Source organism: Citrobacter sp. H12-3-2 (genome assembly GCF_009649895.1).
In the GTDB taxonomy this organism is placed as follows: domain Bacteria; phylum Pseudomonadota; class Gammaproteobacteria; order Enterobacterales; family Enterobacteriaceae; genus Citrobacter; species Citrobacter portucalensis.
In genome coordinates this window covers 4584524-4610572 of the sequence record NZ_CP045837.1, presented here as the reverse complement: position 1 = coordinate 4610572, position 26049 = coordinate 4584524, and the positions used below count along the sequence as shown (strand labels likewise).

Below are 26049 nucleotides of genomic sequence, written 5' to 3'. Positions count from 1 at the left end.
TCAATGCGCAATAAACGGTGTGACAGCCTCTTTGGCGGCGTTGCAGACCATATTGTCGATTGCCGTACCGACGACCAGAATATTGACCCCGGTATCCTTAAACGCTTTGGCATTGGCGAGGTTAATTCCGCCTTCCGCCAGCGTCGGCACGCTTACCGCGCCGACCAGCGCCCACAGGCGATCTTTAATGGCTTGCGGAATATCACCTGCGGCTACACCTTCGTAGCTCATACCGGTCATTAAACCAATCATGTCGACGCCAATCTCCTGCATCCGTTTTGCTACGCTGGCGACCTCTTCTGGAGTGCGTGCAGGAATACCGAAGGTATGCAGGTCATCCGGGTGACCAATATAAGCATCAACGGTCAGGCCATACTGATGGGCGAGATTAACGATGTCCTGTAGATCGTCCCAGTCGGATTTATGAGTGTGTAAGCCATCGGCACCAGCACGAGCAATCTCCAGTATCTCTGTTTCCGTGAGCGGGACCGGTAACGTTTCGGTAAAGCCACCTGCGATACCGACGGTAATGAAGATATCGTCAGGAACCACATTACGTACGCCATGTACTGCTTCGGCCATCTGGCTGTTGGTGATTTCGTGGCGGATTTGTTCTGCCGCGTGCATGTTGCTCACCCCCTTATGCCCACGCGCCAGCGCCAGTGCGGGATGGTTCGGTTCGAGCAGCTTAACGCCCGCCTCACATACTGCTTTTGCCAGACGCGCATCGTCGCCGGTTATCCCTGTACTGAGGATGGTCTGCCCGCCGTGCAGCGTGATGGCATCTTTCACTTTCTGTAACGCTTTAGCGCGTTTTTTATTCATATCGCCTTTAAACATGGTGTACCTCTGGTGTTGGTGCATTAATTAATGGGCTGACGCGGTAGATTCTTTCTGTGCGACAGCCTTAAAACGGTTGGCAATAATGGTGGAAATACAGGTCAGGCCCATGACGGTAACCATCACAATCGCCATTTGCAGCGCATTGCTGGATAAGAACGGAGAGGCAAATGCGGGGACATAAGCCACGCCTTTGACGTTAAAGAAACCCAGCATCATGCCGCCCAGACCGGCCCAAACGATCGCTGAACCAAAGACAATTTTGTTGGCAAACATGAACGGATAGGCCGATTCAACGAAGGTCCCAAAGCCGAGGTTGATAAGCAGGCCGGGCGTCGCGACGGCTGCTTCGCTTTTTTCTCGTGGTGCGATGACGTTAGCCAGGTTGATTCCTGCAGCAACCATCACCAGGCCTACCATATCGACAGCGCCGAGGAAGCTGACTCCGGATTTTTCCATTTCCAGGAGCACCAGCGGCAGAATGACTGCGTGATAGACTCCCCCCAGAATAGCTGGCCAGATAACCAACCCAGCCAGCAGGCCGGCAAGAATAGGGCTGAAGGCCAGCGTGCTTTCGATAGCCAGTTTGATGTAATTACCTGCTGACAGCGCCAGCGGACTCAGCAGATAGTGCATGATTAACCCAGCGGCCAGGCCTGAGATCCCACCCGCTACAATGTTGACGGTGGTCATCGGAAAGCGCCAATTCAGGCATAATTCGAACAGCCAACGAACGAAAATCCCGGCCATCAAACCACCGATGATCCCTCCAATCAGACCGCCTTCGACGGAAAGTACTCCGGCGACCACCCCGGCAACAATTGAGACTTCATCCAGTTCCGAAATCTGTTTTGCTGCGAGAACCGCAACTAAAACCGGTAGGCCCTTCAGTAGAATTTCAAAGATATCGTTGAGTTTTTCCAGGCCCGGAATGTGACTGAGTGCGAGCACGATTGCCATGGCAATAAAGCCCGGCAGCGCAGGGATCATTATGCTGCGAATATTGAAGCGCTTAAGCAGACTTTTTCCAGAACCGCCCTGTGAAGGAGAGGCACTGCCCAACTGTGGTTTGTATTTAACGCCCCAGTGCTTACACAGTGATGCGATGAAGGAGACTGCGCGGGTCCGGCTGGTGGTACCCGTCGTGCCCGAGGTTGCGACGACATTTGCCCCTTTTGCCGCCACTAGCGCCATTGAGGTTCCGCCGGTGCCAACAATCGGTGTTTTCATTTCAACAGCTGCGGCAAAGACAGCCTGGTTGGCCTTCACCGGATCGGCGCTCATCACGATGATCCCGTCGATCTCACCGTTACGGATCATTTCAGCAATCCTGCAATCGCTCTCAACTACCGAGTCGTTCACATCTGAAAGTTTGCCCTGAAATATCCTTTGTGGTTTTTGTTGGTTTTCTGTGGTTAGTGCAAATACCGACGCTGGCGTGTGAGCTTTGGCAACGTCCATTGAGGCTTCTGCCGCAATGAACTGCACAGCGGCAACTTCCACTCCTGCGGCTTCGCACTGCTGGTAAATTTCCTGGAGTAGCTTTTCTGGTTCAGCACCACCCAGGTTGTAGAGGTTGCCTCCACTGCTTCCAATAATCGCAATTTTTTTCATAGCGGCCTCGAAGATAGGGTAAGGGTTTATCTGTGTTGTAGTGAAATCATATTCCCAATTAAAACAAACTAAATCAACATTAGAAAAATGATTAAATTTGAATTAAAAACAGGTTTGTTTGTGTATTTTATTGAAAAATAACAATTAAATAATTATTTTGTTTTATGTTGATGTTTGTTGTTTTGTGATGGGGTTCAAATGCGGGTAGGGAGAAATGGAGGATGCCTCCTCCATTTATGAAGATTAGTGTTGTTTTACTGAGTGTGGTTTCTCTTCAATCGACTTACCGGACCAGTAGCCTGCCAACAGCGAACCGGAAAGGTTGTGCCAGACGGAGAATAACGCGCCAGGCAGGGCGGCAAGCGGGCCAAAGTAGATCTTGCCCAGCGCAGCGGCAAGTCCTGAATTCTGCATGCCCACTTCGATTGCCAACGTACGGCAGGTTGACTCGTCGAAACCAAACAATTTTCCGCCCCAGTAGCCGCTGAGCAGGCCAATGGTGTTATGTAGGATTACGGCGATAATCACCACAAAGCCGACGGATGCAATGTGCGAGGCAGAACCCGCCACGACGGCGCTGATGATTGCCAGAATGCACACCATTGAAAATGCGGGCAGATACGGTTCCACGACTTTTACGACGCGTGGGAACAGGTGGTGAATGACCAACCCCAACGCAATTGGAATGACCACGATCTGCAGGATACTCAGCAGCATACCCATCACATCCACCTGGATATGCGCGTCGACATACAGCCGTGTCAGCAGCGGTGTGGCGACAACGCCGACCAACGTTGAAACCGATGAAATAGTCACAGAGAGCGCCACATCGCCTTTTGCCAGATAGATCATTACGTTTGATGCTGTTCCGCTGGCGACGCTACCGACCAGCACCATCCCTGCGGACAATTCCGGCGGCATATTAAATGCCAGCGCTAAAATCCATGCGGCGAGCGGCATCACCAGATAGTGCAGGAAAATACCCGCCGCGACTGGTGCAGGACGTGAGAGTACGCGTTTAAAGTCGTCTACCTTCAGGTGAACGCCCATACCGAACATGATCAGCATCAGTAACGACGGCACGAATGGCCCGACAGGCGTAAAGGTGGTGGGCGTGTAATACGCAACAACAGAGAGCAGCAGTGCCCATAACGGGAACAGCCGCGTGAGAGTAGCGAGCATGTTATATTCCTTGCGATTGAAATGTGTTGTTATAAAAAAGCCGGGTTCGAGCCCGGCTATAGTTATTGTTTATTGCGTGATGAAATTTTATTCAAACAAATTATGATGCAGCTTCTGTACCACCTGTTCGGCTTCAGTACCGGGCACCAGGAAGCACAGGTTATGACTGGACGCGCCGTAGCAAATCATGCGGATGTTGAATGGCTCCAGTACGCCGAACACCTCTTTACCCACTCCACAGGCTTTGGACAGGTCGTTACCAATCAGCGCCACCAGCGCCAGGCCTTCTTCCACTTCAACCCGACACAGGGCAGACAGTTCCATCAGCAGAGACTGTGTTAACAGTGTATCGCCGGTGGAGGTCGAACCGGTGGTATCCAGCGTCAGCGCCACGCTGACTTCGGATGTGGTAATTAAATCGACCGAAATGTTATGGCGTGCGAGGATGCCGAACACTTCCGCCAAAAAGCCGCGAGAGTGCAGCATATTCAGGCTATGCAGCGTCAGCAGCGTTTGCTTACGACGCAGTGCCAGCGCCCGGAACAGCGGTGGATTCGCGGTTTTATTGCATACCAGCGTACCGCCTGCTTTTGGATCCTTACTCGAGCCAACAAACACCGGGATATCGCTACGTACGGCAGGTAACAACGTTGCCGGGTGTAGCACTTTCGCGCCAAAGGTCGCCATTTCTGCGGCCTCTTCAAAGGCGATTTCATCAATACGCTGCGCCGCCGGAACAACGCGCGGATCGGTCGTGTAAATGCCAGGAACATCGGTCCAGATATCGACGCGCGTGGCGTGCAGCGCTTCGGCCAGCAGGGCAGCCGTATAATCGCTCCCGCCGCGCCCCAACGTGGTGGTGCGGCCTTTACCTTCACTGCCGATAAAGCCCTGAGTAATCACCAGACCTTCGCTCAGACGCGGGGCCAACTGGAGCGTTGCCAGTTCGGCCAGCGCCGCGACGTCAGGTTCTGCGCGGCCAAAACGATCGTTGGTGCGCATCACTTTACGTACGTCAAACCACTGCGCCTGCACGTTGCGCTCACGCAGGATCTCGACGAACAGCAAGGTAGACATCAGTTCGCCGTGGCTGACCAGTTCGTCGGTCAGCGCAGTTGAGGTCGCCAGTGACGCCGCTTCAGCCAGCGTGGTGATGTTTTCCAGCAGACGGTCGATCTCTTCACGGATCACGTTTGGATAACGCAGGCGTTCCAGAATATTGAACTGAATTTGACGAATGGCATCGAGTTTTTCGAAGCGCGCGGTTGGCTCCAGCCCTTCAGCCAGTGCGACCAGCAGGTTGGTGATTCCCGCAGAAGCGGAAAGTACCACTACACGGACGTTAGCATCAGAAAGTACTACATCAGCGCTGCGATTCATGGCATCAAAATCCGCCACGCTGGTACCGCCAAATTTGGAGACAACTACATCAGTCATAACTACCTCGTGTCAGGGAATGAATAGAGCGACCATGGCACATAAGGCAGAACAGAAACCGGTGCAGGCGCAAATGCAAATACCGTATTTATAAATAAAATGTGTAGCTTGCACTGTCAACGCTGGGATTATGCGGATTTTTCATGCTGCAACTGCGTTGAGTAACGGTACTAATAACAACGCTAATAACCGCTATACTTTTTAGCCACGTTTGGCGGATGCCCTGGCAATGGCATTAAAACAATCACACTTTTCTGTGACTGGCGTTACAATCGATCTCAGTCACAATTCTCAAAATCAGAAGAGTATTGCTAATGAAAAACATCAATCCAACGCAGACCTCAGCCTGGCAGGCACTACAAAAACACTTTGAAGAAATGAAAGACGTTACTATCGCGGATCTTTTCGCGAAAGATAGCGATCGTTTCACTAAGTTTTCCGCGACGTTTGACGATTTGATGCTGGTGGATTTCTCCAAAAACCGCATCACTGAAGAGACGCTGGCTAAACTGCAGGATCTGGCGAAAGAAACCGATTTGGCGGGTGCCATCAAGTCCATGTTCTCCGGTGAGAAAATCAACCGCACTGAAGACCGTGCCGTGCTGCACGTGGCGCTACGCAACCGTAGCAATACGCCTATCATCGTTGACGGCAAAGATGTCATGCCGGAAGTGAATGCTGTGCTGGAGAAGATGAAATCCTTCTCTGAAGCGATCATCTCCGGAAGCTGGAAAGGCTATACCGGTAAAGCCATCACTGATGTAGTAAACATCGGTATCGGCGGTTCTGACCTCGGCCCGTTCATGGTGACCGAAGCGCTGCGTCCGTACAAAAATCACCTGAACATGCACTTTGTGTCTAACGTCGATGGTACGCACATTGCTGAAGTGCTGAAGAAAGTGAACCCGGAAACCACGCTGTTCCTGGTCGCTTCCAAAACCTTCACCACCCAGGAAACCATGACCAACGCCCACAGCGCGCGCGACTGGTTCCTGGCGACCGCAGGCGACAACAAGCACGTTGCCAAACACTTCGCAGCGCTCTCCACTAACGGTAAAGCGGTTGGCGAGTTTGGTATTGATACTGCCAATATGTTCGAGTTCTGGGACTGGGTTGGCGGTCGTTACTCCCTGTGGTCTGCAATCGGTCTGTCCATCATCCTGTCCGTAGGCTTCGACAACTTTGTTGAGCTGCTCTCCGGCGCGCATGCGATGGACAAACACTTCTCCACCACTCCGGCTGAGAAAAACCTGCCGGTGCTGCTGGCGCTGATCGGTATCTGGTACAACAACTTCTTCGGTGCCGAAACCGAAGCGATTCTGCCGTATGACCAGTATATGCACCGTTTCGCGGCTTACTTCCAGCAGGGCAACATGGAATCCAACGGTAAATACGTTGACCGTAACGGCAATGCGGTGGATTACCAGACTGGCCCAATCATCTGGGGTGAGCCGGGTACTAACGGCCAGCATGCGTTCTACCAGCTGATCCACCAGGGCACCAAAATGGTTCCATGCGATTTCATCGCGCCGGCCATCACCCACAACCCGCTGTCGGATCACCATCCGAAACTGCTGTCTAACTTCTTCGCGCAAACCGAAGCGCTGGCATTCGGTAAATCTCGTGAAGTGGTTGAGCAGGAATACCGCGACCAGGGTAAAGATCCGGCAACGTTGGACCACGTTGTACCGTTCAAAGTGTTCGAAGGTAACCGCCCAACGAACTCCATCCTGCTGCGCGAAATCACGCCGTTCAGCCTGGGTGCGCTGATTGCACTGTACGAACACAAAATCTTCACTCAGGGCGCTATCCTGAACATCTTCACCTTTGACCAGTGGGGCGTTGAGCTGGGCAAACAGCTGGCGAACCGCATTCTGCCAGAGCTGAAAGATGGTTCCGAAGTGAGCAGCCACGACAGTTCTACCAACGGTTTGATTAACCGTTATAAGTCCTGGCGTGCTTGATAGCACACACTTGTAGGCCGGATAAGGCGTTTAGCCGCCTCCGGCATTAATGAAATAAAAAGCCGATATTAATATCGGCTTTTTTATAAGAATGCTCCAGGATATCTACGTTCTAACTTCATACCTTAATTGAGCTTAATCCTAAAATAATTTTATTAATGTTATTCAATTTCTGATGTTTTCGGATTTACCGGATATTGCATTTTAATTTTTATATTTTAATTTATTGATTCATTTGTCTTTGTTGTATTTTTTAATCATTTTTCCTTTCGTTATCTAATTATCCTAAATTCCCGCGTGGCGTAATTTGCACACTTTGGCTTGTGTATACTCGATCTCGCCCGAAATTCTTTTGGGTAAATCTCCATTCATACAATGAAGGGAATTTGTGATGAAAAAAGTTCTGTATGGCCTGTGGGCTATATCTGCGCTTGCGGCGACTTCTGTCTATGCCGCCCCCGTTCAGGTGGGTGAGGCAGCAGGGTCGGCTGCCGCGTCGGTTTCGGCAGGAAGTTCCTCCGCAACCAGCGTGAGCACCGTAAGTTCTGCAGTGGGAGTCGCCCTGGCGGCGACCGGTGGCGGCGATGGTTCTAATACCGGAACTACAACCACCACAACCACCAGTACCCAGTAATAGAGGTACGTTTAATTCTAACCACACTTCGGTGTGGTTATTTTGAATTGCCAAATGTATGTGGGATTTGTAGGCCGGATAAGCGTTGCGCCACCCGGCAATAATGCGGAGAAACGTCGTGAAGCGACCAGCGCTCATAATGGTTTGCCTGTTACTGCAGGCGTGCTCAGCCACCACCGAAGGGTTGGGGCATTCGCTGTGGGATAGCGTGTTTGGTACTCCCGGCGTACAGATGACGGACGATGAAATCCAAAATATGCCCTACGCCAGCCAGTATATGCAGCTAAACGGCGGTCCCCAGTTGTTTGTGGTACTCGCGTTTGCGGAAAACGGACAGCAGAAATGGGTGACTCAGGATCGGGCTATTCTCGTCACGCAGCATGGGCGCATTGTGAAAACGCATCTCGGCGGGGACAACCTAATTGAGGTGAATAATCTGGCGGCAGACCCACTCATCAAACCCAATCAGATAGTCGATGGCGCAACGTGGACCCGCACAATGGGCTGGACTGAACATCAGCAGGTACGCTATGCCACCGCGCGATCGGTTTTCAAATGGGATGGCGCAGACACCATCAAGGTCGGCAGCGATGACACCCCGGTACGGATCCTCGATGAAGAGATAACTACCGATCAAACGCGCTGGCATAACCGCTACTGGATCGACAGTGAAGGGCAGATTCGCCAGTCGGAACAGTATCTTGGCGCGCATTACTTCCCGGTGAAAACCACGCTGATTAAGGCGGCAAAATCATGATCAAACGAGTCGTTATGGCGCTGCTGTTGAGCCTGAGCGCAGCGTCTGTTTTTGCTGCGGGCAGCGTCAAGGTCTTTACCTCCGCCAGCGAAGAGCCAAAAACGCTGACCGGGGCCGAACATCTGCTCGACCTGGTTGGACAGCCGCGGTTGAGTAATAGCTGGTGGCCCGGAGTGGTCATCAGCGAAGAGCGGGCAACGGCGGCGGCAGAACGCCAACAGCAGACATTACTGGCTCGTCTGGCAGCGCTGAGTGCTGAAGAAAGCGGTGACGATGCCGAGGCTATCAACACATTACGCCAGCGGATTCAGGCGCTGAAGGTGACCGGCAGGCAGATGATTAATCTTGACCCGGATGTTGTGCGCGTCAGCGAGCGAGGCAACCCGCCGTTGCAGGGCAATTACACGCTGTGGGTCGGAGCGCAGCCAACGCATATCACGCTGTTTGGCATGCTAAGCCGTCCGGGTAAACAACCGTTTATGCCCGGGCGTGATGTTGCCAGTTATCTCGATGGGCAAAGTCGGCTCAGCGGCGCGGATCGTAGCTTCGCCTGGGTTATCTATCCTGACGGGCGCACGCAAAAAGTACCGGTCGCTTACTGGAACAAACGTCACGTTGAGCCGATGCCCGGCAGCATCATTTATGTCGGACTCTCTGATGCTGTCTGGAGCAGCACCCCGGATGAAATTAATGCCGACATTCTTCGCACCCTGACCCAGCGGATACCCGAATAATGAGAAAAACTTATCTGCTCAGCTTACTGGCGCTGGGCGTAAGCGTTGCCTGCCACGGTGAAACCTGGCCCGCGCCCATTGGACCTTCGCAGTCCGATTTTGGCGGCGTGGGGCTGCTGCAAACCCCAACCGCACGCATGGCGCGCGAGGGCGAAATGAGCCTCAATTACCGCGATAACGATCAGTACCGCTACTACTCTGCGTCGGTGCAGCTCTTCCCGTGGCTGGAAACCACGCTGCGTTATACCGATGTGCGTACCAAAAAATACAGTAGCGTGGAGTCGTTTTCTGGCGATCAGACTTACAAGGATAAAGCTTTTGATCTCAAACTACGGCTATGGGAAGAGAGCTACTGGATGCCGCAGGTGGCGGTTGGCGCGCGAGATATTGGCGGAACTGGCTTGTTCGATGCGGAGTATATTGTGGCGAATAAAGCCTGGGGGCCGTTTGATTTCTCGCTTGGCCTGGGCTGGGGATATCTCGGGACCAGCGGTAACGTCAGCAATCCGTTTTGCTCATACAGCGATAAATTCTGCTATCGCGATAACAGCTACAAGCAGGCCGGTTCTATTGACGGCAGCCAGATGTTCCACGGCCCGGCATCGCTGTTTGGCGGCGTCGAGTATCAGACGCCCTGGCAGCCGTTGCGTCTGAAACTGGAGTATGAGGGAAACAATTACCAGCAGGATTTTGCGGGCAAGTTGGATCAGAAGAGCAAGTTTAACGTCGGCGCTATTTATCGCGTCACCGATTGGGCCGACGTTAACCTCAGCTATGAGCGCGGGAACACCTTTATGTTTGGGGTCACGCTGCGGACTAACTTCAACGATCTGCGGCCAAACTATAACGACAACGCCCGCCCGAAATATCAGCCACAGCCGCAGGATGCCATCCTGCAACACTCGGTGGTGGCGAATCAGCTAACGCTGCTGAAATATAACGCCGGACTGGCCGATCCTAAAATTCAGGTGCAGGGCGATACGCTGTATGTGACCGGTGAACAGGTGAAATACCGTGATTCGCGCGAAGGGATCGAACGTGCCAACCGGATCGTGATGAACGATCTTCCCGATGGGATCCGCACGATCCGTATTACGGAAAATCGTCTTAACTTGCCGCAGGTGACGACCGAAACGGAGGTTTCCAGCCTCAAGCGTCATCTGGAAGGCGAACCGTTGGGCCATGAAACCCAGCTGGCGCAAAAACGCGTTGAGCCCGTGGTGCCGAAAACGACCGAGCAGGGCTGGTATATCGATAAGTCACGCTTCGATTTCCACATCGATCCGGTGCTTAACCAGTCGGTGGGCGGCCCGGAAAACTTCTATATGTATCAGTTGGGCGTGATGGGAACGGCGGATTGGTGGGTTACCGATCACCTGCTGACCACCGGGAGTTTGTTCGCCAACCTCGCCAATAACTATGACAAATTTAACTACACCAACCCGCCGCAGGATTCGCATTTGCCACGAGTGCGTACCCATGTGCGCGAGTATGTGCAAAACGATGTCTACGTGAATAACCTACAGGCCAACTACTTCCAGTCACTCGGAAACGGGTTCTACGGACAGGTTTACGGTGGCTATCTGGAAACCATGTACGGCGGAGCGGGGGCAGAAGTGCTGTATCGTCCGCTGGACAGCAACTGGGCGTTTGGTGTTGATGCCAACTACGTGAAACAGCGTGACTGGCGTAGCGCGCAGGACATGATGAAATTCACCGACTACAGCGTGAAGACCGGGCATTTGACGGCGTACTGGAATCCGTCATTCGCTCAGGATGTACTGGTGAAAGCCAGCATGGGTCAGTATCTGGCGGGAGATAAGGGCGGAACGCTGGAAGTGGCGAAGCGCTTTGACAGTGGCGTTGTGGTAGGCGGCTATGCGACCATCACCGACGCCTCGCCGGATGAGTACGGAGAGGGTGATTTTACCAAAGGGGTGTACGTATCCGTGCCGCTGGATCTGTTCTCGTCAGGCCCGACCCGCAGCCGTGCGGCGATTGGCTGGACGCCGTTAACGCGTGATGGCGGCCAGCAGCTTGGACGTAAGTTTGGTCTGTACGACATGACCAGCGACAGAAGTGAGAACTTCCGGTAATCGAGCCGTTTGCCAGCCGGATGGCGCTACGCTTATCCGGCCTACAAACTGCCTGTACTGCAGGCCGGATAAGGCATTTGCGCCGTCAGCAGGCAAGTTACAGGCGACGCAATAATTTTGCCGGGTTTCCTGCATACACGCCTTTCTCGGTGATCGATTTGGTCACCACGCTCCCCGCACCGATGACCGCGCCATCGCAGATTGTGACCGCCAGAATGGTCGCTCCACTGCCGATTGAGACATCGTTGCCAATCGAAATTCTTCCCCAACTGTTGCGGTCGGCGTTGGGTTTTCCTTCACGAAACATATCGTTGGCGAACATCACGCCATGACCGATAAAACAGCGGGCGCCCAGGGTGACATATTCGCAGATGAAGCTGTGCGACTGAATTTTGCTGCCTGCGCCAATTTGCGTATTACCCTGGATTTCAACAAATGGCCCGACAAAAACGTTGTCACCCAATGTGCAATTGTAGAGATTTGCGGGTTCATAAATTACCACGTTCTCACCGCAGGTAACGTTGCGGACAGCGGATTGTCTTAGCTGCATACTTCATCCTGTGAAATGTGTCGTGACATTCATCATTCCCCGCTGACCTTTCTTGCACAAAACATAAACAAAAAATGTAGATCTCTGTCACATTTTTGCGTTATACATGAACCTCGCCACTGAGTAAGAGGTGCTGTTATGACGTCGCTATCTCGTCCGCGAGTGGAGTTTATCTCCACCATCTTACAGACCGTGTTGAATCTGGGACTGCTGAGTCTGGGCCTGATCCTGGTTGTATTCCTCGGGAAAGAAACGCTGCATCTGGCGGATGTGCTGTTCGCGCCGGAACAAACCAGCAAGTATGAGCTGGTGGAAGGGCTGGTGGTTTACTTCCTCTATTTTGAATTTATCGCGCTGATTGTGAAGTACTTTCAGTCGGGGTTTCACTTTCCGTTGCGCTATTTTGTTTATATCGGGATCACCGCGATTGTGCGGTTGATCATTGTCGATCATAAAGCACCGATGGATGTGCTGATCTATTCCGCGGCGATCCTGCTGCTGGTGATCACCCTGTGGCTGTGTAATTCAAAACGGCTGAAGCGAGAGTAAAAGACAACACGCCGCAATCGGGCTGCGGCGTGTTGCAGGTCAGGATTACTGCGCAGAGGCAGGCTGGGTTTTCTCTGCGGCGGGTTCCCACAGTTCTTCAAGTTCTTCCAGCGTTTTGCCTTTGGTTTCCGGTACAAACTTCCACATAAACAGCGCCGCCAGAATACCCATACAACCGTAAATCCAGTAGGAGAAACCGTTGTGAAAATGGGAAACCAGCCACGAATTTTTGTCCATCATCGGGAAGGTCCAGGAGACGAAATAGTTCGCCAGCCATTGTGCGGCCACCGCAATGGCGAGCGCTTTGCCGCGAATCGCATTGGGGAAGATTTCTGCCAGCAGCACCCAGCAAACCGGTCCCCAGGACATGGCGAATGCGGCGACGTAAAACAGCATCGACAGCAGAGCAACCAGCCCGGAAGCCTGGGTATAAAACGCGGTACCGAGGCTGAACATACCAATGGCCATGCCCAGAGCGCCAATAATCTGCAGCGGTTTGCGACCAAATTTATCCACCGTCATGATCGCCAGCACGGTAAAGCTCAGGTTGATCACGCCAACAATGATGGTCTGTAACAGCGCTACATCGGTGCTGGCTCCCAGCGTTTTAAACACCTCTGGGGCGTAGTAGAGCACGACGTTAATACCGACGAATTGCTGGAAGATAGACAGCATTACGCCGATGACGATAACGCCTGCGCCAAACATCAGCAGGCGACCACCGGTTTTACGACCATGGTCCAGAGACTGATTGATCTCCTGCATGGCCTGGGTGGCGAGGGTGCTGCCCATAATTTTGCGCAGAATACCTTCCGCCTGCTCGTGTCTGCCACGCGCCATCAGCCAGCGCGGGCTTTCTGGTACGGTGTACAGCAGCAGTAAAAACAGCAGGGCGGGAATACTTTCGGACGCAAACATATAGCGCCAGCCATCGGTATTCAACCAGTTAGCGTCGCCAGAACGGGCGATAAAATAGTTAACGCAATACACCAACAATTGACCAAAAATAATGGCGAATTGGTTAAATGACACCAGTTTTCCACGAATATGTGCGGGTGCCAGTTCAGCAATATACATTGGTGAGAGCATTGAGGCTAAACCTACGCCAATACCACCAATGATACGATAAATAACAAATTCGGGAACGTATCCGGCCAAATAAACAGGTACGGAATTATCAGGATTAATCGTCGTAAAGCCTAATTCCGGCCAGGCGGAACCAATACCGGAAATAAAGAACAGCAGAGCCGCGATTTTCAGCGAGTCCCGGCGGCCAAACCGGTTACTGCAATAGCCGCCCAGTGCACCGCCGATGATGCAGCCTATCAACGCACTGGCGACGCAAAAGCCCAACAGCGAGTTGGCGGCGGATTCACTTAAATGTTGTGGCGCGACAAACACGGTATTCAGGGATTCTACCGTTCCGGATATGACCGCAGTGTCGTAGCCGAATAATAGCCCTCCTAACGTTGCCACTAATGTAATCGAAAAAATATAACTGGAATTATATTGAGAGTTCATTCAGACCTGCCTTAGAGGATACAGCTCTTTTGATCAGTGCCGTGATGTTGAATTTAACAGGCAGGGAAGACAATTATCATTTTTTACATTGCAATTACGTTTTGTCTTTTCTGTGATCTTAATTCTGTTTAATTTATCTATATTCAGACGGAAAATAGAATTGCAGTGATGGAGAGCACGAAAGGAAATAATCGTAACAGTGATGCAAAATAACATAAAAAAAGGGCGCTCCGTAGAGCGCCGAATAACAGTCACAGGTTGGGATAACATAAGTTGAGGGTTGCAGTGGCATTGCCCGTTGCCGGGCAGGTACTTCGGTAAAACTTAACCTTTCACACCACCCGCGGTCAGACCGTTGACTAGCCAGCGCTGTGCCAGCAAGAACACCAGAGTGATCGGAATGGCTGAAAGTACAGCCGCGGCGGCAAAGTCGCCCCACAAATAGTTCTGTGGGTTGAGGTACTGCTGCATACCTACCGCAAGGGTATAGCTGTTCACATCACGCAGCAGCAGTGACGCGACCGGTACTTCGGTAATAGCGGCAATGAAAGACAGAATAAACACGACCGCCAGAATCGGAACGGAAAGCGGCAGCAGCACCAGGCGGAATGCCTGCCACGGCGTAGCGCCATCCAGCGCGGCCGCTTCTTCCAGTGAACCGTCGATAGTTTCGAAATAGCCCTTAATCGTCCATACATGCAGCGCAATACCGCCGAGGTAGGCGAAGATCACGCCGCCGTGCGTGTTCAGGCCGATAAACGGAATGTACTGGCCCAGGCGATCAAACAAAGCATACAACGCGACCAGAGACAGCACCGCCGGGAACATCTGGAAAATCAGCATCCCTTTCAGCAGGGTTGCTTTGCCCGGGAAACGCATACGGGCAAAGGCGTAAGCACAGGTAGTGGAAAGCGTCACGATACCGATCGCGGTAATGCTGGCCACTTTCACCGAGTTCCACAGCCATAACAGTACCGGGAACGGCGGTGGTGTCACACGGCCGTCCGCGTGTTCAACGCTAAAGCCCAGCGCCAGTTTCCAGTGTTCCCAGGAGATGTTTTCCGGGATCAGGCTGCCGGTGGCAAAGTTACCTTCGCGCAGCGAGATAGCGATAACCATCAGCAGCGGGAACATGATCGCCGCGATAAAAATCAGCAGCCCTAAGTGCGTTGCGAATAAACGTAACTTTTGTGATTTCGGTTGGACCATAGCCATTGTCGTTATCTCCCTTAATCAAACTTCATACGTGTGGCTTTCAGGTTCACAATCGCCAGCGCACCAACCAGCAGGAAGATCAGCGTGGCAATCGCCGCCGCCAGACCGAAGTCCTGACCACCGCCGCCTTCAAAGGCGATACGGTAGGTGTAGCTTACGAGCAGGTCGGTATAACCGGCTGGTGTGGTGGTACCAAGACGGTCCGGGCCACCGTTGGTCAACAACTGAATCAGCACGAAGTTGTTAAAGTTAAAGGCGAAGCTGGCGATCATCAGCGGCGTCAGCGGCTTAATCAACAGCGGTAGCGTTATCTTAAAGAAGTTCTGGAACGGACCTGCGCCATCCATCGCCGAGGCTTCATACAGGTCGTCAGGAATCGCTTTCAGCAGACCCATGCACAGGATCATCATGTATGGATAACCGAGCCAGGTGTTGACGATAATAATCATCGAACGCGCGGTGGTTGGGTCGCTGAACCAGGCCGGTTTGATGCCAAACAGCGCGCTCAGCATCATGTTGATTTCACCAAAGCTCTGGTTGAATAAGCCCTTGAAAATCAGAATCGAGATAAACGACGGTACGGCATACGGAAGAATCAGCAGGACGCGGTAAATCGCTTTGCCTTTGAGAGACTCCCACTGTACGAGACAGGCCAGCACCATGCCCACGGCAACGGTCAAAATAACGGTCAGTACCGAGAAGACCACCGTCCAGACGAAGATGGCGAAGAACGGTTTCTGGATGCCTTCGTCGGTAAACACGCGGGTGAAGTTATCCCAGCCGATGGCAACGGTGTAGCCCGGGCTGAGTTTTTCGCTACCCCAGCTACCGTCAGCGTTAATCGCCTGATAATAACCAATATCGTTGTTGGCGCGGTATTTTACGCCGCTCTGGCTGTTGGTGAGCGTACCGTCTTCAGCGAGCGTATAGAGTGGCTGCGTGCCGGAAAACTGGCGCAGCGAACTCATGGTAACTTTGCTTTCATCCGGCAGGATGGCGGTCAATTGGGTAAGCGCCTGGCGATTCTGCGTGATGATACGCAGCGTTGCACGTTCGCCTGCCGGCAGCGCCTCGGCTTCTTTCAGTTGCAGTTTCTGCTCGCCGCCAAATTTAAAGGCGTCAGAAAGGTAATTCTTGCCGGTTTCACCGTCGGTGAGGGCCAGTTGCCACTCATCACCCGCCGGATACAGGCCAAAGTTGTAGGTTTTCCCAGCCTGGTACGAACGATCCATCAGGACTTCCTGAGCACGTTCAAATGTCAGCTGGTTGGTACTGCTGTAGTTGGTAAAAGCAATGGCGATTGTACAAATCAGTGGAAACAGGACAAACAGCCCCATACCGGCAACGCCCGGGTAAACATAGCGCCAGGCATAGGCTTTACGGTTAGCGAAAATATACAGGCCAGCAGAGCTTAAAATCAGCGTCATGATGGCAAACAGGTACTCCCCCTGAGCGTACATCAAAACAACAAGGTAACCGACCAGCAGCCCAAGCAGACCCATCACTGACCATTTCAGCGTGTCGCTTTGCCACCAGTGTTTCTTTTTAATGACATCCATGGGGTTCAATCCTCAACAACAATGAAAACCTGTTGGTCAGCGTGCCTGATGGCGCTGCGCTTATCCGGCCTACATACCCTGTAGGCCGGATAAGGCATTTATGCCGCCATCCGGCACGTTCACAACTGCATTACTTGGTGATACGACCCTGCGCGTCTTTCAGTGCGGCATCGACGGTCTGACGGCCGCTGGCTGCGTTGATCACTGCGGTACGAACGGCATACCAGAATGCGGACATCTGTGGGATGTTCGGCATGATTTCGCCTTTCTGGGCGTTATCCATGGTGGCGGCGATACGTGGGTCTTTCGCTAACTGATCCTGGAAGGATTTCAGCGCAACGGCGCCCAGCGGTTTGTCCTTGTTCACTTCATCCAGACCCTGATCGGTCAGCAGGTAGTTTTCGAGGAACTCTTTCGCCAGTTCTTTGTTCGGGCTGGCGGCGTTGATACCGGCGCTCAGAACGCCAACAAACGGTTTAGACGCTTTACCTTTGAAGGTTGGCAGCAGCGTGACGCCGTAGTTGATTTTGCTCTTATCGATGTTGGACCACGCCCACGGACCGTTGATGGTCATCGCGGTATCGCCTTTGTTAAAGGCCGCTTCGGCGATGGAGTAATCGGTATCCGCGTTCATGTGTTTGTTCTTGATCAGATCAACCAGGAAGGTCAGACCCGCTTTCGCGCCAGCGTTATCCACGCCAACATCTTTCACATCGTACTTACCGTTCTCAAACTTGAACGCGTAACCGCCGTCGGCGGCAATCAGCGGCCAGGTGAAGTACGGTTCTTGCAGGTTGAACATCAGCGCGGATTTACCTTTCGCCTTCTGCTCTTTATCCAGTGCAGGAATTTCTTCCCAGGTTTTCGGTGGATTTGGAACGAGGTCTTTGTTGTAAATCAGCGACAGCGCTTCAACCGCGATCGGGTAGGCAATCAGTTTGCCGTTATAGCGTACTGCATCCCAGGTGAACGGATAGAGCTTGTCCTGGAACGCTTTGTCAGGCGTGATTTCAGCCAGCAGGCCAGACTGAGCGTAGCCGCCAAAACGGTCATGTGCCCAGAAGATGATGTCCGGGCCGTCGCCGGTCGCGGCAACCTGCGGGAATTTCTCTTCCAGTTTGTCAGGGTGCTCAATAGTGACTTTGATCCCGGTGTCTTTCTCGAATTTTTTGCCCACTTCAGCGAGGCCGTTATAGCCTTTGTCGCCGTTAATCCAGATAACCAGCTTACCTTCTTCAATCTTGGCGAGAGCCGAGGCGGAAAACATCATCGTCGTTAATGCAGACAATGCGAGGATGCGTGCGCCAGTTTTGATTTTCATAGTTCCCATCCTGTTTGGTGATTTTGCAGAGGTGGCTTAACGGTTACTAGTTTCTTTATACGACAACCTCTTTCCATCCTCCTTACCCCTACGCCCCACCCGCTCTTTATGTGATCTGTGTTACATAAATGTGAGTATTGCGTACTGGCGCACATAAAAACCCACCGATTTTTGCAGGCTGCATCACGAAATTCCTCTGAGGCTGGTGGCCCGGGTCTCAGACGCTGCTCTCTCATCCTCCCGCCTCCTCCCCCATAAAAAAGCCGGGGGGTGGAGGATTCACGCAGTTAAGGGATCGCGCATAGTCAGCCCATCATGAATGTTGCTGTCGATGACAGGTTGTAACGAAGGGAGAAGGGCATGGCGAGCGTACAGCTACGAAATGTAACGAAAGCCTGGGGTGACGTGGTGGTATCGAAAGATATCAATCTCGACATTCACGAAGGGGAATTCGTGGTGTTTGTCGGACCGTCAGGCTGCGGTAAGTCGACCTTGCTGCGTATGATCGCCGGACTTGAAACCATCACCAGTGGTGACCTGTTTATCGGGGAGACCCGGATGAACGACATTCCGCCCGCCGAACGCGGAGTGGGCATGGTCTTTCAGTCCTACGCGTTGTATCCCCATTTGTCTGTCGCGGAGAACATGTCGTTCGGCCTCAAACTGGCCGGAGCGAAAAAAGAGGTGATGAACCAGCGCGTGAATCAGGTTGCGGAAGTTCTGCAACTGGCACACCTGCTGGAGCGTAAACCGAAAGCGCTTTCCGGTGGACAACGTCAGCGTGTGGCGATTGGCCGTACGCTGGTCGCCGAACCGCGCGTATTCCTGCTGGACGAACCACTGTCGAACCTCGACGCCGCTCTGCGCGTGCAGATGCGTATTGAAATCTCCCGCCTGCATAAACGTCTTGGCCGCACGATGATTTACGTCACCCACGATCAGGTCGAAGCGATGACGCTGGCCGACAAAATTGTGGTGCTGGATGCCGGTCGCGTAGCGCAGGTTGGTAAGCCTCTGGAACTGTATCACTACCCGGCTGACCGCTTTGTGGCGGGCTTCATTGGTTCGCCAAAAATGAACTTCCTGCCGGTGAAAGTTACCGCAACGGCGATTGATCAGGTGCAGGTTGAATTACCAAACCGCCAGCAAGTCTGGCTCCCGGTAGACAGCCATGCGGTACAGGTTGGCGCCAACATGTCTTTAGGTATCCGCCCGGAACATCTGCTGCCCAGCGATATCGCCGATGTCACCCTCGAAGGTGAAGTGCAGGTGGTCGAGCAGCTTGGTCACGAAACACAAATTCATATCCAGATCCCCGCCATCCGTCAAAACCTGGTTTACCGCCAGAACGACGTGGTGTTGGTAGAAGAGGGTGCCACATTCGCTATCGGCCTGCCGCCAGAGCGTTGCCATCTGTTCCGTGAGGATGGCACTGCATGTCGTCGGTTGCACCAAGAGCCGGGCGTTTAAGGTCCCCATAAAAAAACGAAACGCAAAACCATTCGCAGTTTTAGAAGGTGGCAGCGTTTAAAGAAAAGCAATGATCTCAGGAGATAGAACGATGATTACTCTGCGCAAACTCCCTCTGGCGGTTGCTGTAGCAGCAGGCATTATGTCTGTTCAGGCAATGGCTGTGGATTTCCATGGTTATGCTCGTTCCGGCATTGGCTGGACAGGTAGCGGCGGTGAACAACAATGTTTCCAGGCAACAGGTGCACAAAGTAAATACCGTCTTGGTAACGAATGTGAAACCTATGCGGAAATTAAATTAGGTCAGGAAGTGTGGAAAGAGGGCGATAAGAGCTTCTACTTCGACACCAACGTCGCTTACTCCGTAGCACAGCAGAATGACTGGGAAGGGACTGACCCAGCCTTCCGTGAAGCCAACGTGCAGGGTAAAAACCTGATTGAATGGCTGCCAGGCTCTACTATCTGGGCCGGTAAGCGCTTCTACCAACGTCATGACGTCCACATGATCGACTTCTACTACTGGGATATTTCAGGTCCTGGTGCTGGTATTGAAAACATCGATCTGGGCTTCGGTAAACTATCTCTGGCAGCAACCCGTTCTCAGGAAGCGGGCGGTTCATACGCGTTCAGCAGCCAGAATATCTATGACCGTACCAAAGACACCGCGAACGATGTATTTGACGTTCGTTTAGCGCAGATGGCTACTAACCCGGATGGTATGTTGGAGCTGGGCGTCGACTACGGTCGTGCTAACACCACCGACGACTACAGCCTGGCAGACGGCGCATCTAAAGACGGTTGGATGTTCACCGCTGAACATACCCAGAGCATGCTGAAGGGCTACAACAAGTTTGTGGTTCAGTACGCGACAGATTCTATGACCACTCAGGGCAAAGGCCTGTCTCAAGGTTCCTACGGCTCATCTAGCATTACTATTGATGGCGTGAACTATGCCAACAATGTTGTGAATAACAACGGTAGCCTGGTGCGCGTACTTGACCACGGTGCTATCTCTCTGGGCGACAAGTGGGACCTGATGTACGTCGGTATGTATCAGAATATCGATATGGATAACGACCTGGGGACCGAATGGTACACCGTCGGTATTCGTCCGATGTACAAATGGACGCCGATCATGAGCACCCTGATGGAAGTCGGCTACGACAACGTCAAATCTCAACAGACTGGCGATCGCAACAGCCAATACAAAATCACCCTGGCGCAACAGTGGCAGGCAGGCGACAGCATCTGGTCTCGTCCGGCAATCCGCGTCTTTGCAACCTATGCAAAATGGGATGAAGAGTGGGGCTACGTTAAAAATGGTAACAACGTATCTAAATACGCAGCTGCAACAAACTCTGGTATCAGCACCACCAGCCGTGGCGACAGCGATGAGTGGTCCTTCGGTGCTCAGATGGAAATCTGGTGGTAATTCAGCACTAACCTGACGTAAAGACCGAAAGAGGGGCGCAAGCCCCTCTTGATTACGGTTTAGCGCGCTATTGCCTGGCCACCGCTGAACCCATGCTATCTGAGGTGATAACAATGAAAATGAAGAAAAGTCTCGTTGCCCTTTGTTTATCTGCAGGGTTATTTGCCAGTGCGCCTGGCATCAGCCTGGCCGATGTAAATATTGTTCCGCAGAACACCACCGCGGCCCCAACAATCCCCACTGCTGCGCTGCAACAGTTAACCTGGACGCCGGTTGATCAATCTAAAACTCAGTCCACACAGCTTGCCAATGCAGGTCAGCGTTTAGATGTTGCTGGTATTACTGGCCCTGTAGCGGCCTATAGCGTACCGGCGAACATTGGCGAACTGACCCTGACGCTGTCCAGTGAAGTCAACAAACAAACCAGCGTATTTGCGCCAAACGTCTTAATTCTTGACCAAAACATGACGCCATCTGCGTTCTTCCCCAGCAGCTATTTCACCTACCAGGAGCCCGGCGTGATGAGTGCCGATCGTCTGGAAGGCGTAATGCGTCTGACGCCAGCGCTGGGCCAGCAAAAACTGTATGTTCTGGTCTTTACCACAGATAAAGATCTCCAGCAGACCACGACCCTGCTCGACCCGGCAAAAGCCTATGCCAAGGGGGTAGGTAACGCTGTTCCTGATATCCCTGACCCGATCGCGCGTCATACCACCGATGGTCTGCTGAAACTGAAAGTTAAAACCAGCTCCTCCTCCAGCGTGCTGGTCGGGCCGCTGTTTGGTTCTTCCGGCCCTGGCCCTGTTACGGTTGGTAATACCGCCGCGCCTGCAGTGGCTTACGCGGCTCCGGCGGCAGCCGTTGCTGCTCCGGCACCACAACCCGTGAAGAAAAGCGAGCCAATGCTGAACGACACGGAAAGCTATTTTAATCAGGCGATTAAGGATGCCGTGGCGAAAGGCGATGTTGATAAAGCGCTGAAGCTGCTTGATGAAGCGGAACGTCTGGGATCCAAATCTGCCCGATCCACCTTTATCAGCAGTGTAAAAGGCAAGGGGTAAACATCTCCCCACATTGTTGATTTTGCAACAACTGGTGCGTCTCCTGGCGCACCTTTTTTTATCCTTCGGTGCTAATTGTTACACTTATGTTGCCCTACCGATCACTTAATCGTGTTTGCTCACCCCGTAATGCCTTTTCTGCGATACAATGCCTTCAGGTTATAAATCGGAGAGTAAGGCATGCCACACCCTGCGTTAACGCAACTGCGTGCGCTGCGTTATTTTGATGCGATCCCGGCGCTGGACGCCCAACTGCTCGACTGGTTGTTATTGGAAGATTCTATGACCAAACGTTTTGAGCAGCAGGGGAAAAAGGTCACCGTAACGTTGATTCGCGAAGAATTCGTTGGGCAAAATGAGGTGGCTGAAGAACTGACGCTGCTGCCTAAAGAGTCTCGTTATTGGTTACGTGAAATCCTGTTATGCGCGGATGGTGAACCCTGGCTTGCCGGACGGACTGTGGTGCCTGAATCAACCTTGTGCGGCCCTGAACTGGCCTTACAGAACCTGGGGAAAACCCCGCTCGGACGCTACCTGTTTACGTCATCGACATTGACCCGAGATTTTATTGAGATTGGCCGCGATGCAGCGCTGTGGGGGCGTCGTTCCCGCCTGCGGCTGAGCGGTAAGCCACTGATGCTTACCGAGCTTTTTCTGCCTGCGTCGCCGTTGTACTGAGAGGAAGATAAAGATGGAGTGGAGTCTGACGCAGAATAAGCTGCTGGCGTTTCACCGCTTGATGCGTACGGATAAGCCAATCGGCGCCTTACTGCTGCTCTGGCCTACGCTGTGGGCTCTGTGGGTGGCGACCCCAGGCATGCCGCAACTGTGGATCCTGGCGGTTTTTGTCGCTGGCGTTTGGTTAATGCGCGCCGCCGGATGCGTGGTGAATGATTATGCCGACAGGAAATTTGACGGGCACGTCAAACGCACCGCGAATCGACCGCTGCCGAGCGGGGCTGTCACCGAGAAAGAAGCCCGAACGCTGTTTGTGGTACTGGTGCTGCTGGCCTTCCTGCTGGTTTTGACCCTCAACACGATGACCATTTTGTTGTCCGTTGCGGCATTAGCATTAGCGTGGGTTTACCCGTTTATGAAGCGCTATACGCATCTGCCGCAGGTGGTGCTGGGGGCGGCGTTTGGCTGGTCGATCCCGATGGCGTTCGCCGCCGTGAGTGAATCCGTACCGCTGAGTTGCTGGCTGATGTTCCTTGCGAATATTCTCTGGGCGGTGGCCTATGATACGCAGTACGCCATGGTTGACCGGGATGATGACCTGAAGATCGGCATTAAATCGACCGCGATCCTGTTCGGTCAGAACGACAAGCTGATTATTGGTATTTTGCAGGTAGGCGTGCTGGTGCTGATGGCGCTGGTGGGCTGGTTAAACGGGTTGGGACTGGGCTATTACTGGTCTCTGTTGGTGGCGGGCGCGCTGTTTGTCTATCAGCAGAAACTGATCGTCAACCGTGAACGTGATGCCTGCTTTAAAGCGTTTATGAACAATAACTACGTCGGTCTGGTGCTGTTCTTAGGTCTGGCAATGAGCTACTGGCATTTTTGATTTTGGCATAGCCTGCAAAATAAAAAACCGGTCATTCCGACCGGTTTTTTTATGCTTACTCGCCCTGAGTGGCGCTCTCGATGGTCAGACGCACATCTGACGTGACCAGTTCGGCCAGCATCTGATAGATCTTCATCGTCTCTTCCGGTTCGGCATCTCCGGTATCGCTGATGAATCCCTCGTCACGCAGCGTCAGCACCAGAGAGCTGAACACGGCTTTATCGAAGAATTCCGGCGCGTTAATGCCGTGCAGCACTGAGAGGCGTTGCGCCACGGTGCGGCTTTCTTTCTCCAGCGTGCCACGGTTGATGGACGGGTTCGCGCTCAGCAACCAGAAGGTAATGGCGTAGCGCTGCAACGTCTCGCGAGCACCTGCCGCCAGCAGCTGTAGCGTGCGGGAGCGGGCTGGATTGATATGCAGTTCGTCATCGGTCAGGGTGATGAGTCCCTGGCGCTGCATTTCGCTGGCCAGTTCGTCAATCACCCCGGCAAGCTCATCACGCTCCCAGCGTAAGAACAGCTCCGCTTTTAACATCGGGTACAGCGCATCAATATGCTGCTGCAACGCGGCGCGTGAAATACGACGATGCTGAGTCACAATGGCTGCCATCAACGAAGGCAGAACCAGCATATGCGCAATGTTATTGCGGTAGTAGGTCATCAATACCGCCTGCTCGCGCGGCAGAATAATGATGTCACCGATAGTGTCTTTCTCGACCTCAAACTTGTTCATCTGCAAGGCGTGGTCGATCAGTTCACTGGCGCTCTGTGCCGGCACCGTCGAATCCGCAGCATACGGCACGTTGCGCAGCAGGCTCAGGTAGCAGTCGAGTTGTTCGGTCAGCTGTTCACGGGTCAGAGAGCGCTGGCGAGATGCCAGTAAAGCAGTACAGCACAGGTTCATGGCGTTGGCCGCGCCTGCGTTGTTAATGCGCACCATCAAATCGGCGGCAATGTTATTCACCGTCGGCGTCAGCCAGGCCGGGCGGATAGACTCGATAGGGTCAATAGATTCACGCCACTCCGGCACATGCTGGTTGAGGTAAGTCATCAATGGCATTGGTTCACCAAAGTTGACGTAGCCCTGACCCAGATTACGCAGCTTGCTTAAGCCACGCAGCATTTGCGGCAGACTTTCTTTCTCTTTCGTCGCGCCACGCAGCTCTTTTGCGTAGGTGCCCACTTCCATTACGTGCTCATAGCCGATGTAGATCGGAACGAGAGTAATCGGACGTGTACCGCCGCGCAGCATCGCCTGAATAGTCATCGACAGCGTGCCGGTTTTCGGGTCGAGCAGACGACCGGTACGTGAACGGCCCCCTTCGACAAAGTACTCAACCGAGTAACCGCGGCTGAACAGCTCGCCCAGGTATTCACGGAATACGGTGGAATAGAGCTTGTTGCCCTTGAAGGTACGACGAATAAAGAACGCGCCCAGACGGCGGAAAATCGGACCCGCGGGCCAGAAGTTCAGGTTGATACCGGCTGCGATGTGCGGCGGCACCAGACCCTGATGGTACAGAACGTACGACAGCAGCATATAGTCCATATGGCTGCGGTGGCACGGAACGTACACGATTTCATGCCCATCGTGCGCCAACTGGCGTACACGTTCAGCATTATGAACGTTAATCCCCTGATACAGACGGTTCCAGGTAAAGCCCAGAATACGGTCCGTCAGACGAATCATTTCGTAGGAGAAGTTGGCGGCAATCTCTTCCATCAGCGCAATGGCATTTTGCTGCGCTTTTTCGTGGGAGATTTTTTTACTGCGCGCTTCATCTTCTACCGCACGAGCGATCGCTTTTGAAGCTAACAGCTTATTAAACAGATCCTGGCGGGCAGGGAGGCGCGGGCCGACAGCGGCCAGGCGCTGGCGAGCAAAGTGCATACGCGCCACGCGTGCCAGCTTCTGAGCGATGATCTTATCCGTACCGTGTTCATCCGCCATACGGCGCAGAGAGACCGACGGGGAGAAGCGGACAAAACTGTCGCGACCCAACCAGGACACCGCAAAGAATTTCTGTACGCCGTTTAGCATACGTAACGGCGGATTGACCTCGCCTTTTTCACGCCCTGGCGCACGGCCAAACATCACCGAAACTGGCACCATCTGCACATCCAGATCCGGATTGCTGCGATGCAAGTCGAGATAGTTGTGGAACAGCTTGATGGACTCTTCTTTCGGCGTGTAATAGGTGAATACACGCGGACCGCCGTGAATAAACACGTAGCGCGGTAACAGCGTTCCGTCTATCTCTAGTGGTTCCAGGGGATCGGGGAGGTCGTGCACCAGACATTGGGCACGCAGCGTCAGCAAGTCTGCTTTCGAATTGTACGGTAGGACGTACATAATGGGACGCGAAGTATCGAGTCCCAATTCCGGAGCAGGTTCTGCTGGAATAGACTTGCTTTTTACCAGGACGCTTAATGGTAAATTCAGTAATTTGTAGTAAATTCGTGGCCAGCCGGACATAAACGATGTAAAGCCTCTGGTTAATAATGCAAATGCGCTGCAAGGATATCAGAAAGTTTAGTGAATTTCTGTG

The 26049-nt window shown here is 53.0% G+C and carries 21 protein-coding genes; 11 read left to right on the top strand and 10 right to left on the bottom strand.

All coding sequences use genetic code 11. The features are described from left to right. From GHC22_RS21905 to lysC, 4 genes are all read right to left on the bottom strand, one after another. Positions 1 to 840, bottom strand: coding sequence for a histidine biosynthesis protein (locus tag GHC22_RS21905; protein ID WP_032942081.1), 840 nt, complete (start codon positions 838 to 840; stop codon positions 1 to 3). Positions 841 to 867: 27 nt separating this feature from the next. Further along, positions 868 to 2454 (bottom strand): hypothetical protein, encoded by a 1587-nt coding sequence (locus tag GHC22_RS21900; protein WP_057068619.1) that lies wholly within the window; start codon positions 2452 to 2454, stop codon positions 868 to 870. Between the two features lie 243 nt (positions 2455 to 2697). After that, a complete protein-coding gene (gene panS, locus GHC22_RS21895; protein WP_032942083.1) occupies positions 2698 to 3636 on the bottom strand; it encodes a ketopantoate/pantoate/pantothenate transporter PanS in 939 nt (312 codons plus the stop codon). 87 nt (positions 3637 to 3723) lie between these two features. Continuing rightward, positions 3724 to 5073 carry a lysine-sensitive aspartokinase 3 gene (lysC, locus tag GHC22_RS21890; protein WP_032942084.1) on the bottom strand — a complete coding sequence of 450 codons (1350 nt, stop codon included), beginning with the start codon at positions 5071 to 5073 and terminating at the stop codon, positions 3724 to 3726. Between the two features lie 314 nt (positions 5074 to 5387). Here lysC and pgi point away from each other — a divergent pair, with 314 nt between their 5' ends. The 5 genes from pgi to GHC22_RS21865 all read left to right on the top strand — a co-directional run bounded on the left by pgi (position 5388) and on the right by GHC22_RS21865 (position 11258). Next, entirely contained in the window at positions 5388 to 7037 is a 1650-nt protein-coding gene (gene pgi / locus GHC22_RS21885; protein WP_003826559.1) for a glucose-6-phosphate isomerase, read from the top strand. A 391-nt stretch (positions 7038 to 7428) separates the two neighbouring features. Then, positions 7429 to 7671, top strand: a complete 243-nt coding sequence (gene yjbE, locus GHC22_RS21880; protein ID WP_003826562.1) for an exopolysaccharide production protein YjbE — start codon at positions 7429 to 7431, stop codon at positions 7669 to 7671. Positions 7672 to 7789: 118 nt separating this feature from the next. Then, positions 7790 to 8428, top strand: coding sequence for a YjbF family lipoprotein (locus GHC22_RS21875; protein WP_057068678.1), 639 nt, complete (start codon positions 7790 to 7792; stop codon positions 8426 to 8428). Next, positions 8425 to 9162: a capsule biosynthesis GfcC D2 domain-containing protein gene (locus GHC22_RS21870; RefSeq protein WP_057068680.1), complete on the top strand. Its 738-nt coding sequence runs from the start codon at positions 8425 to 8427 to the stop codon at positions 9160 to 9162. Before GHC22_RS21875 ends, GHC22_RS21870 begins: the two co-directional genes overlap by 4 nt. After that, positions 9162 to 11258, top strand: a complete 2097-nt coding sequence (locus GHC22_RS21865) for a YjbH domain-containing protein (RefSeq protein ID WP_153753895.1) — start codon at positions 9162 to 9164, stop codon at positions 11256 to 11258. Before GHC22_RS21870 ends, GHC22_RS21865 begins: the two co-directional genes overlap by 1 nt. 97 nt (positions 11259 to 11355) lie before the next feature. On the opposite strand, the gene GHC22_RS21860 is transcribed toward GHC22_RS21865, so the two are convergent. Continuing rightward, complete coding sequence (locus GHC22_RS21860; protein ID WP_057068684.1) at positions 11356 to 11808, bottom strand: acyltransferase; 453 nt, start codon at positions 11806 to 11808, stop codon at positions 11356 to 11358. A gap of 138 nt (positions 11809 to 11946) precedes the next feature. Between GHC22_RS21860 and psiE the strand changes: the two genes are divergently transcribed. Continuing rightward, a complete protein-coding gene (psiE, locus tag GHC22_RS21855; RefSeq protein ID WP_003031674.1) occupies positions 11947 to 12357 on the top strand; it encodes a phosphate-starvation-inducible protein PsiE in 411 nt (136 codons plus the stop codon). Positions 12358 to 12402: 45 nt separating this feature from the next. Here the strand turns inward: psiE and xylE are convergent, their stop codons facing one another. From xylE to malE, 4 genes are all read right to left on the bottom strand, one after another. After that, complete coding sequence (gene xylE / locus GHC22_RS21850; RefSeq protein ID WP_032942091.1) at positions 12403 to 13878, bottom strand: D-xylose transporter XylE; 1476 nt, start codon at positions 13876 to 13878, stop codon at positions 12403 to 12405. 324 nt (positions 13879 to 14202) lie between these two features. Continuing rightward, entirely contained in the window at positions 14203 to 15093 is an 891-nt protein-coding gene (malG, locus tag GHC22_RS21845; protein WP_003826575.1) for a maltose ABC transporter permease MalG, read from the bottom strand. 14 nt (positions 15094 to 15107) lie between these two features. After that, positions 15108 to 16652 (bottom strand): maltose ABC transporter permease MalF, encoded by a 1545-nt coding sequence (malF, locus tag GHC22_RS21840; protein WP_003826577.1) that lies wholly within the window; start codon positions 16650 to 16652, stop codon positions 15108 to 15110. A gap of 130 nt (positions 16653 to 16782) precedes the next feature. Beyond that, positions 16783 to 17973 (bottom strand): maltose/maltodextrin ABC transporter substrate-binding protein MalE, encoded by a 1191-nt coding sequence (malE, locus tag GHC22_RS21835; RefSeq protein WP_153753894.1) that lies wholly within the window; start codon positions 17971 to 17973, stop codon positions 16783 to 16785. A gap of 360 nt (positions 17974 to 18333) precedes the next feature. On the opposite strand from malE, the gene malK reads away from it, so the two are divergent. The 5 genes from malK (at position 18334) to ubiA (ending at position 23500) form a co-directional block, all read left to right on the top strand. Beyond that, positions 18334 to 19443: a maltose/maltodextrin ABC transporter ATP-binding protein MalK gene (malK, locus tag GHC22_RS21830; protein WP_008786916.1), complete on the top strand. Its 1110-nt coding sequence runs from the start codon at positions 18334 to 18336 to the stop codon at positions 19441 to 19443. 91 nt (positions 19444 to 19534) lie between these two features. Then, the gene (locus GHC22_RS21825; protein WP_020996090.1) at positions 19535 to 20875 is read left to right on the top strand and encodes a maltoporin; all 1341 of its coding nucleotides are present in this window, start codon (positions 19535 to 19537) and stop codon (positions 20873 to 20875) included. A gap of 113 nt (positions 20876 to 20988) precedes the next feature. Beyond that, entirely contained in the window at positions 20989 to 21936 is a 948-nt protein-coding gene (malM, locus tag GHC22_RS21820) for a maltose operon protein MalM (RefSeq protein ID WP_008786918.1), read from the top strand. 180 nt (positions 21937 to 22116) lie between these two features. Beyond that, entirely contained in the window at positions 22117 to 22614 is a 498-nt protein-coding gene (gene ubiC, locus GHC22_RS21815) for a chorismate lyase (RefSeq protein ID WP_003826587.1), read from the top strand. A gap of 13 nt (positions 22615 to 22627) precedes the next feature. Beyond that, a complete protein-coding gene (gene ubiA, locus GHC22_RS21810) occupies positions 22628 to 23500 on the top strand; it encodes a 4-hydroxybenzoate octaprenyltransferase (RefSeq protein WP_003826589.1) in 873 nt (290 codons plus the stop codon). Positions 23501 to 23555: 55 nt separating this feature from the next. On the opposite strand, the gene plsB is transcribed toward ubiA, so the two are convergent. Further along, complete coding sequence (gene plsB, locus GHC22_RS21805; protein WP_008786919.1) at positions 23556 to 25976, bottom strand: glycerol-3-phosphate 1-O-acyltransferase PlsB; 2421 nt, start codon at positions 25974 to 25976, stop codon at positions 23556 to 23558. Positions 25977 to 26049: the final 73 nt, after the last annotated feature.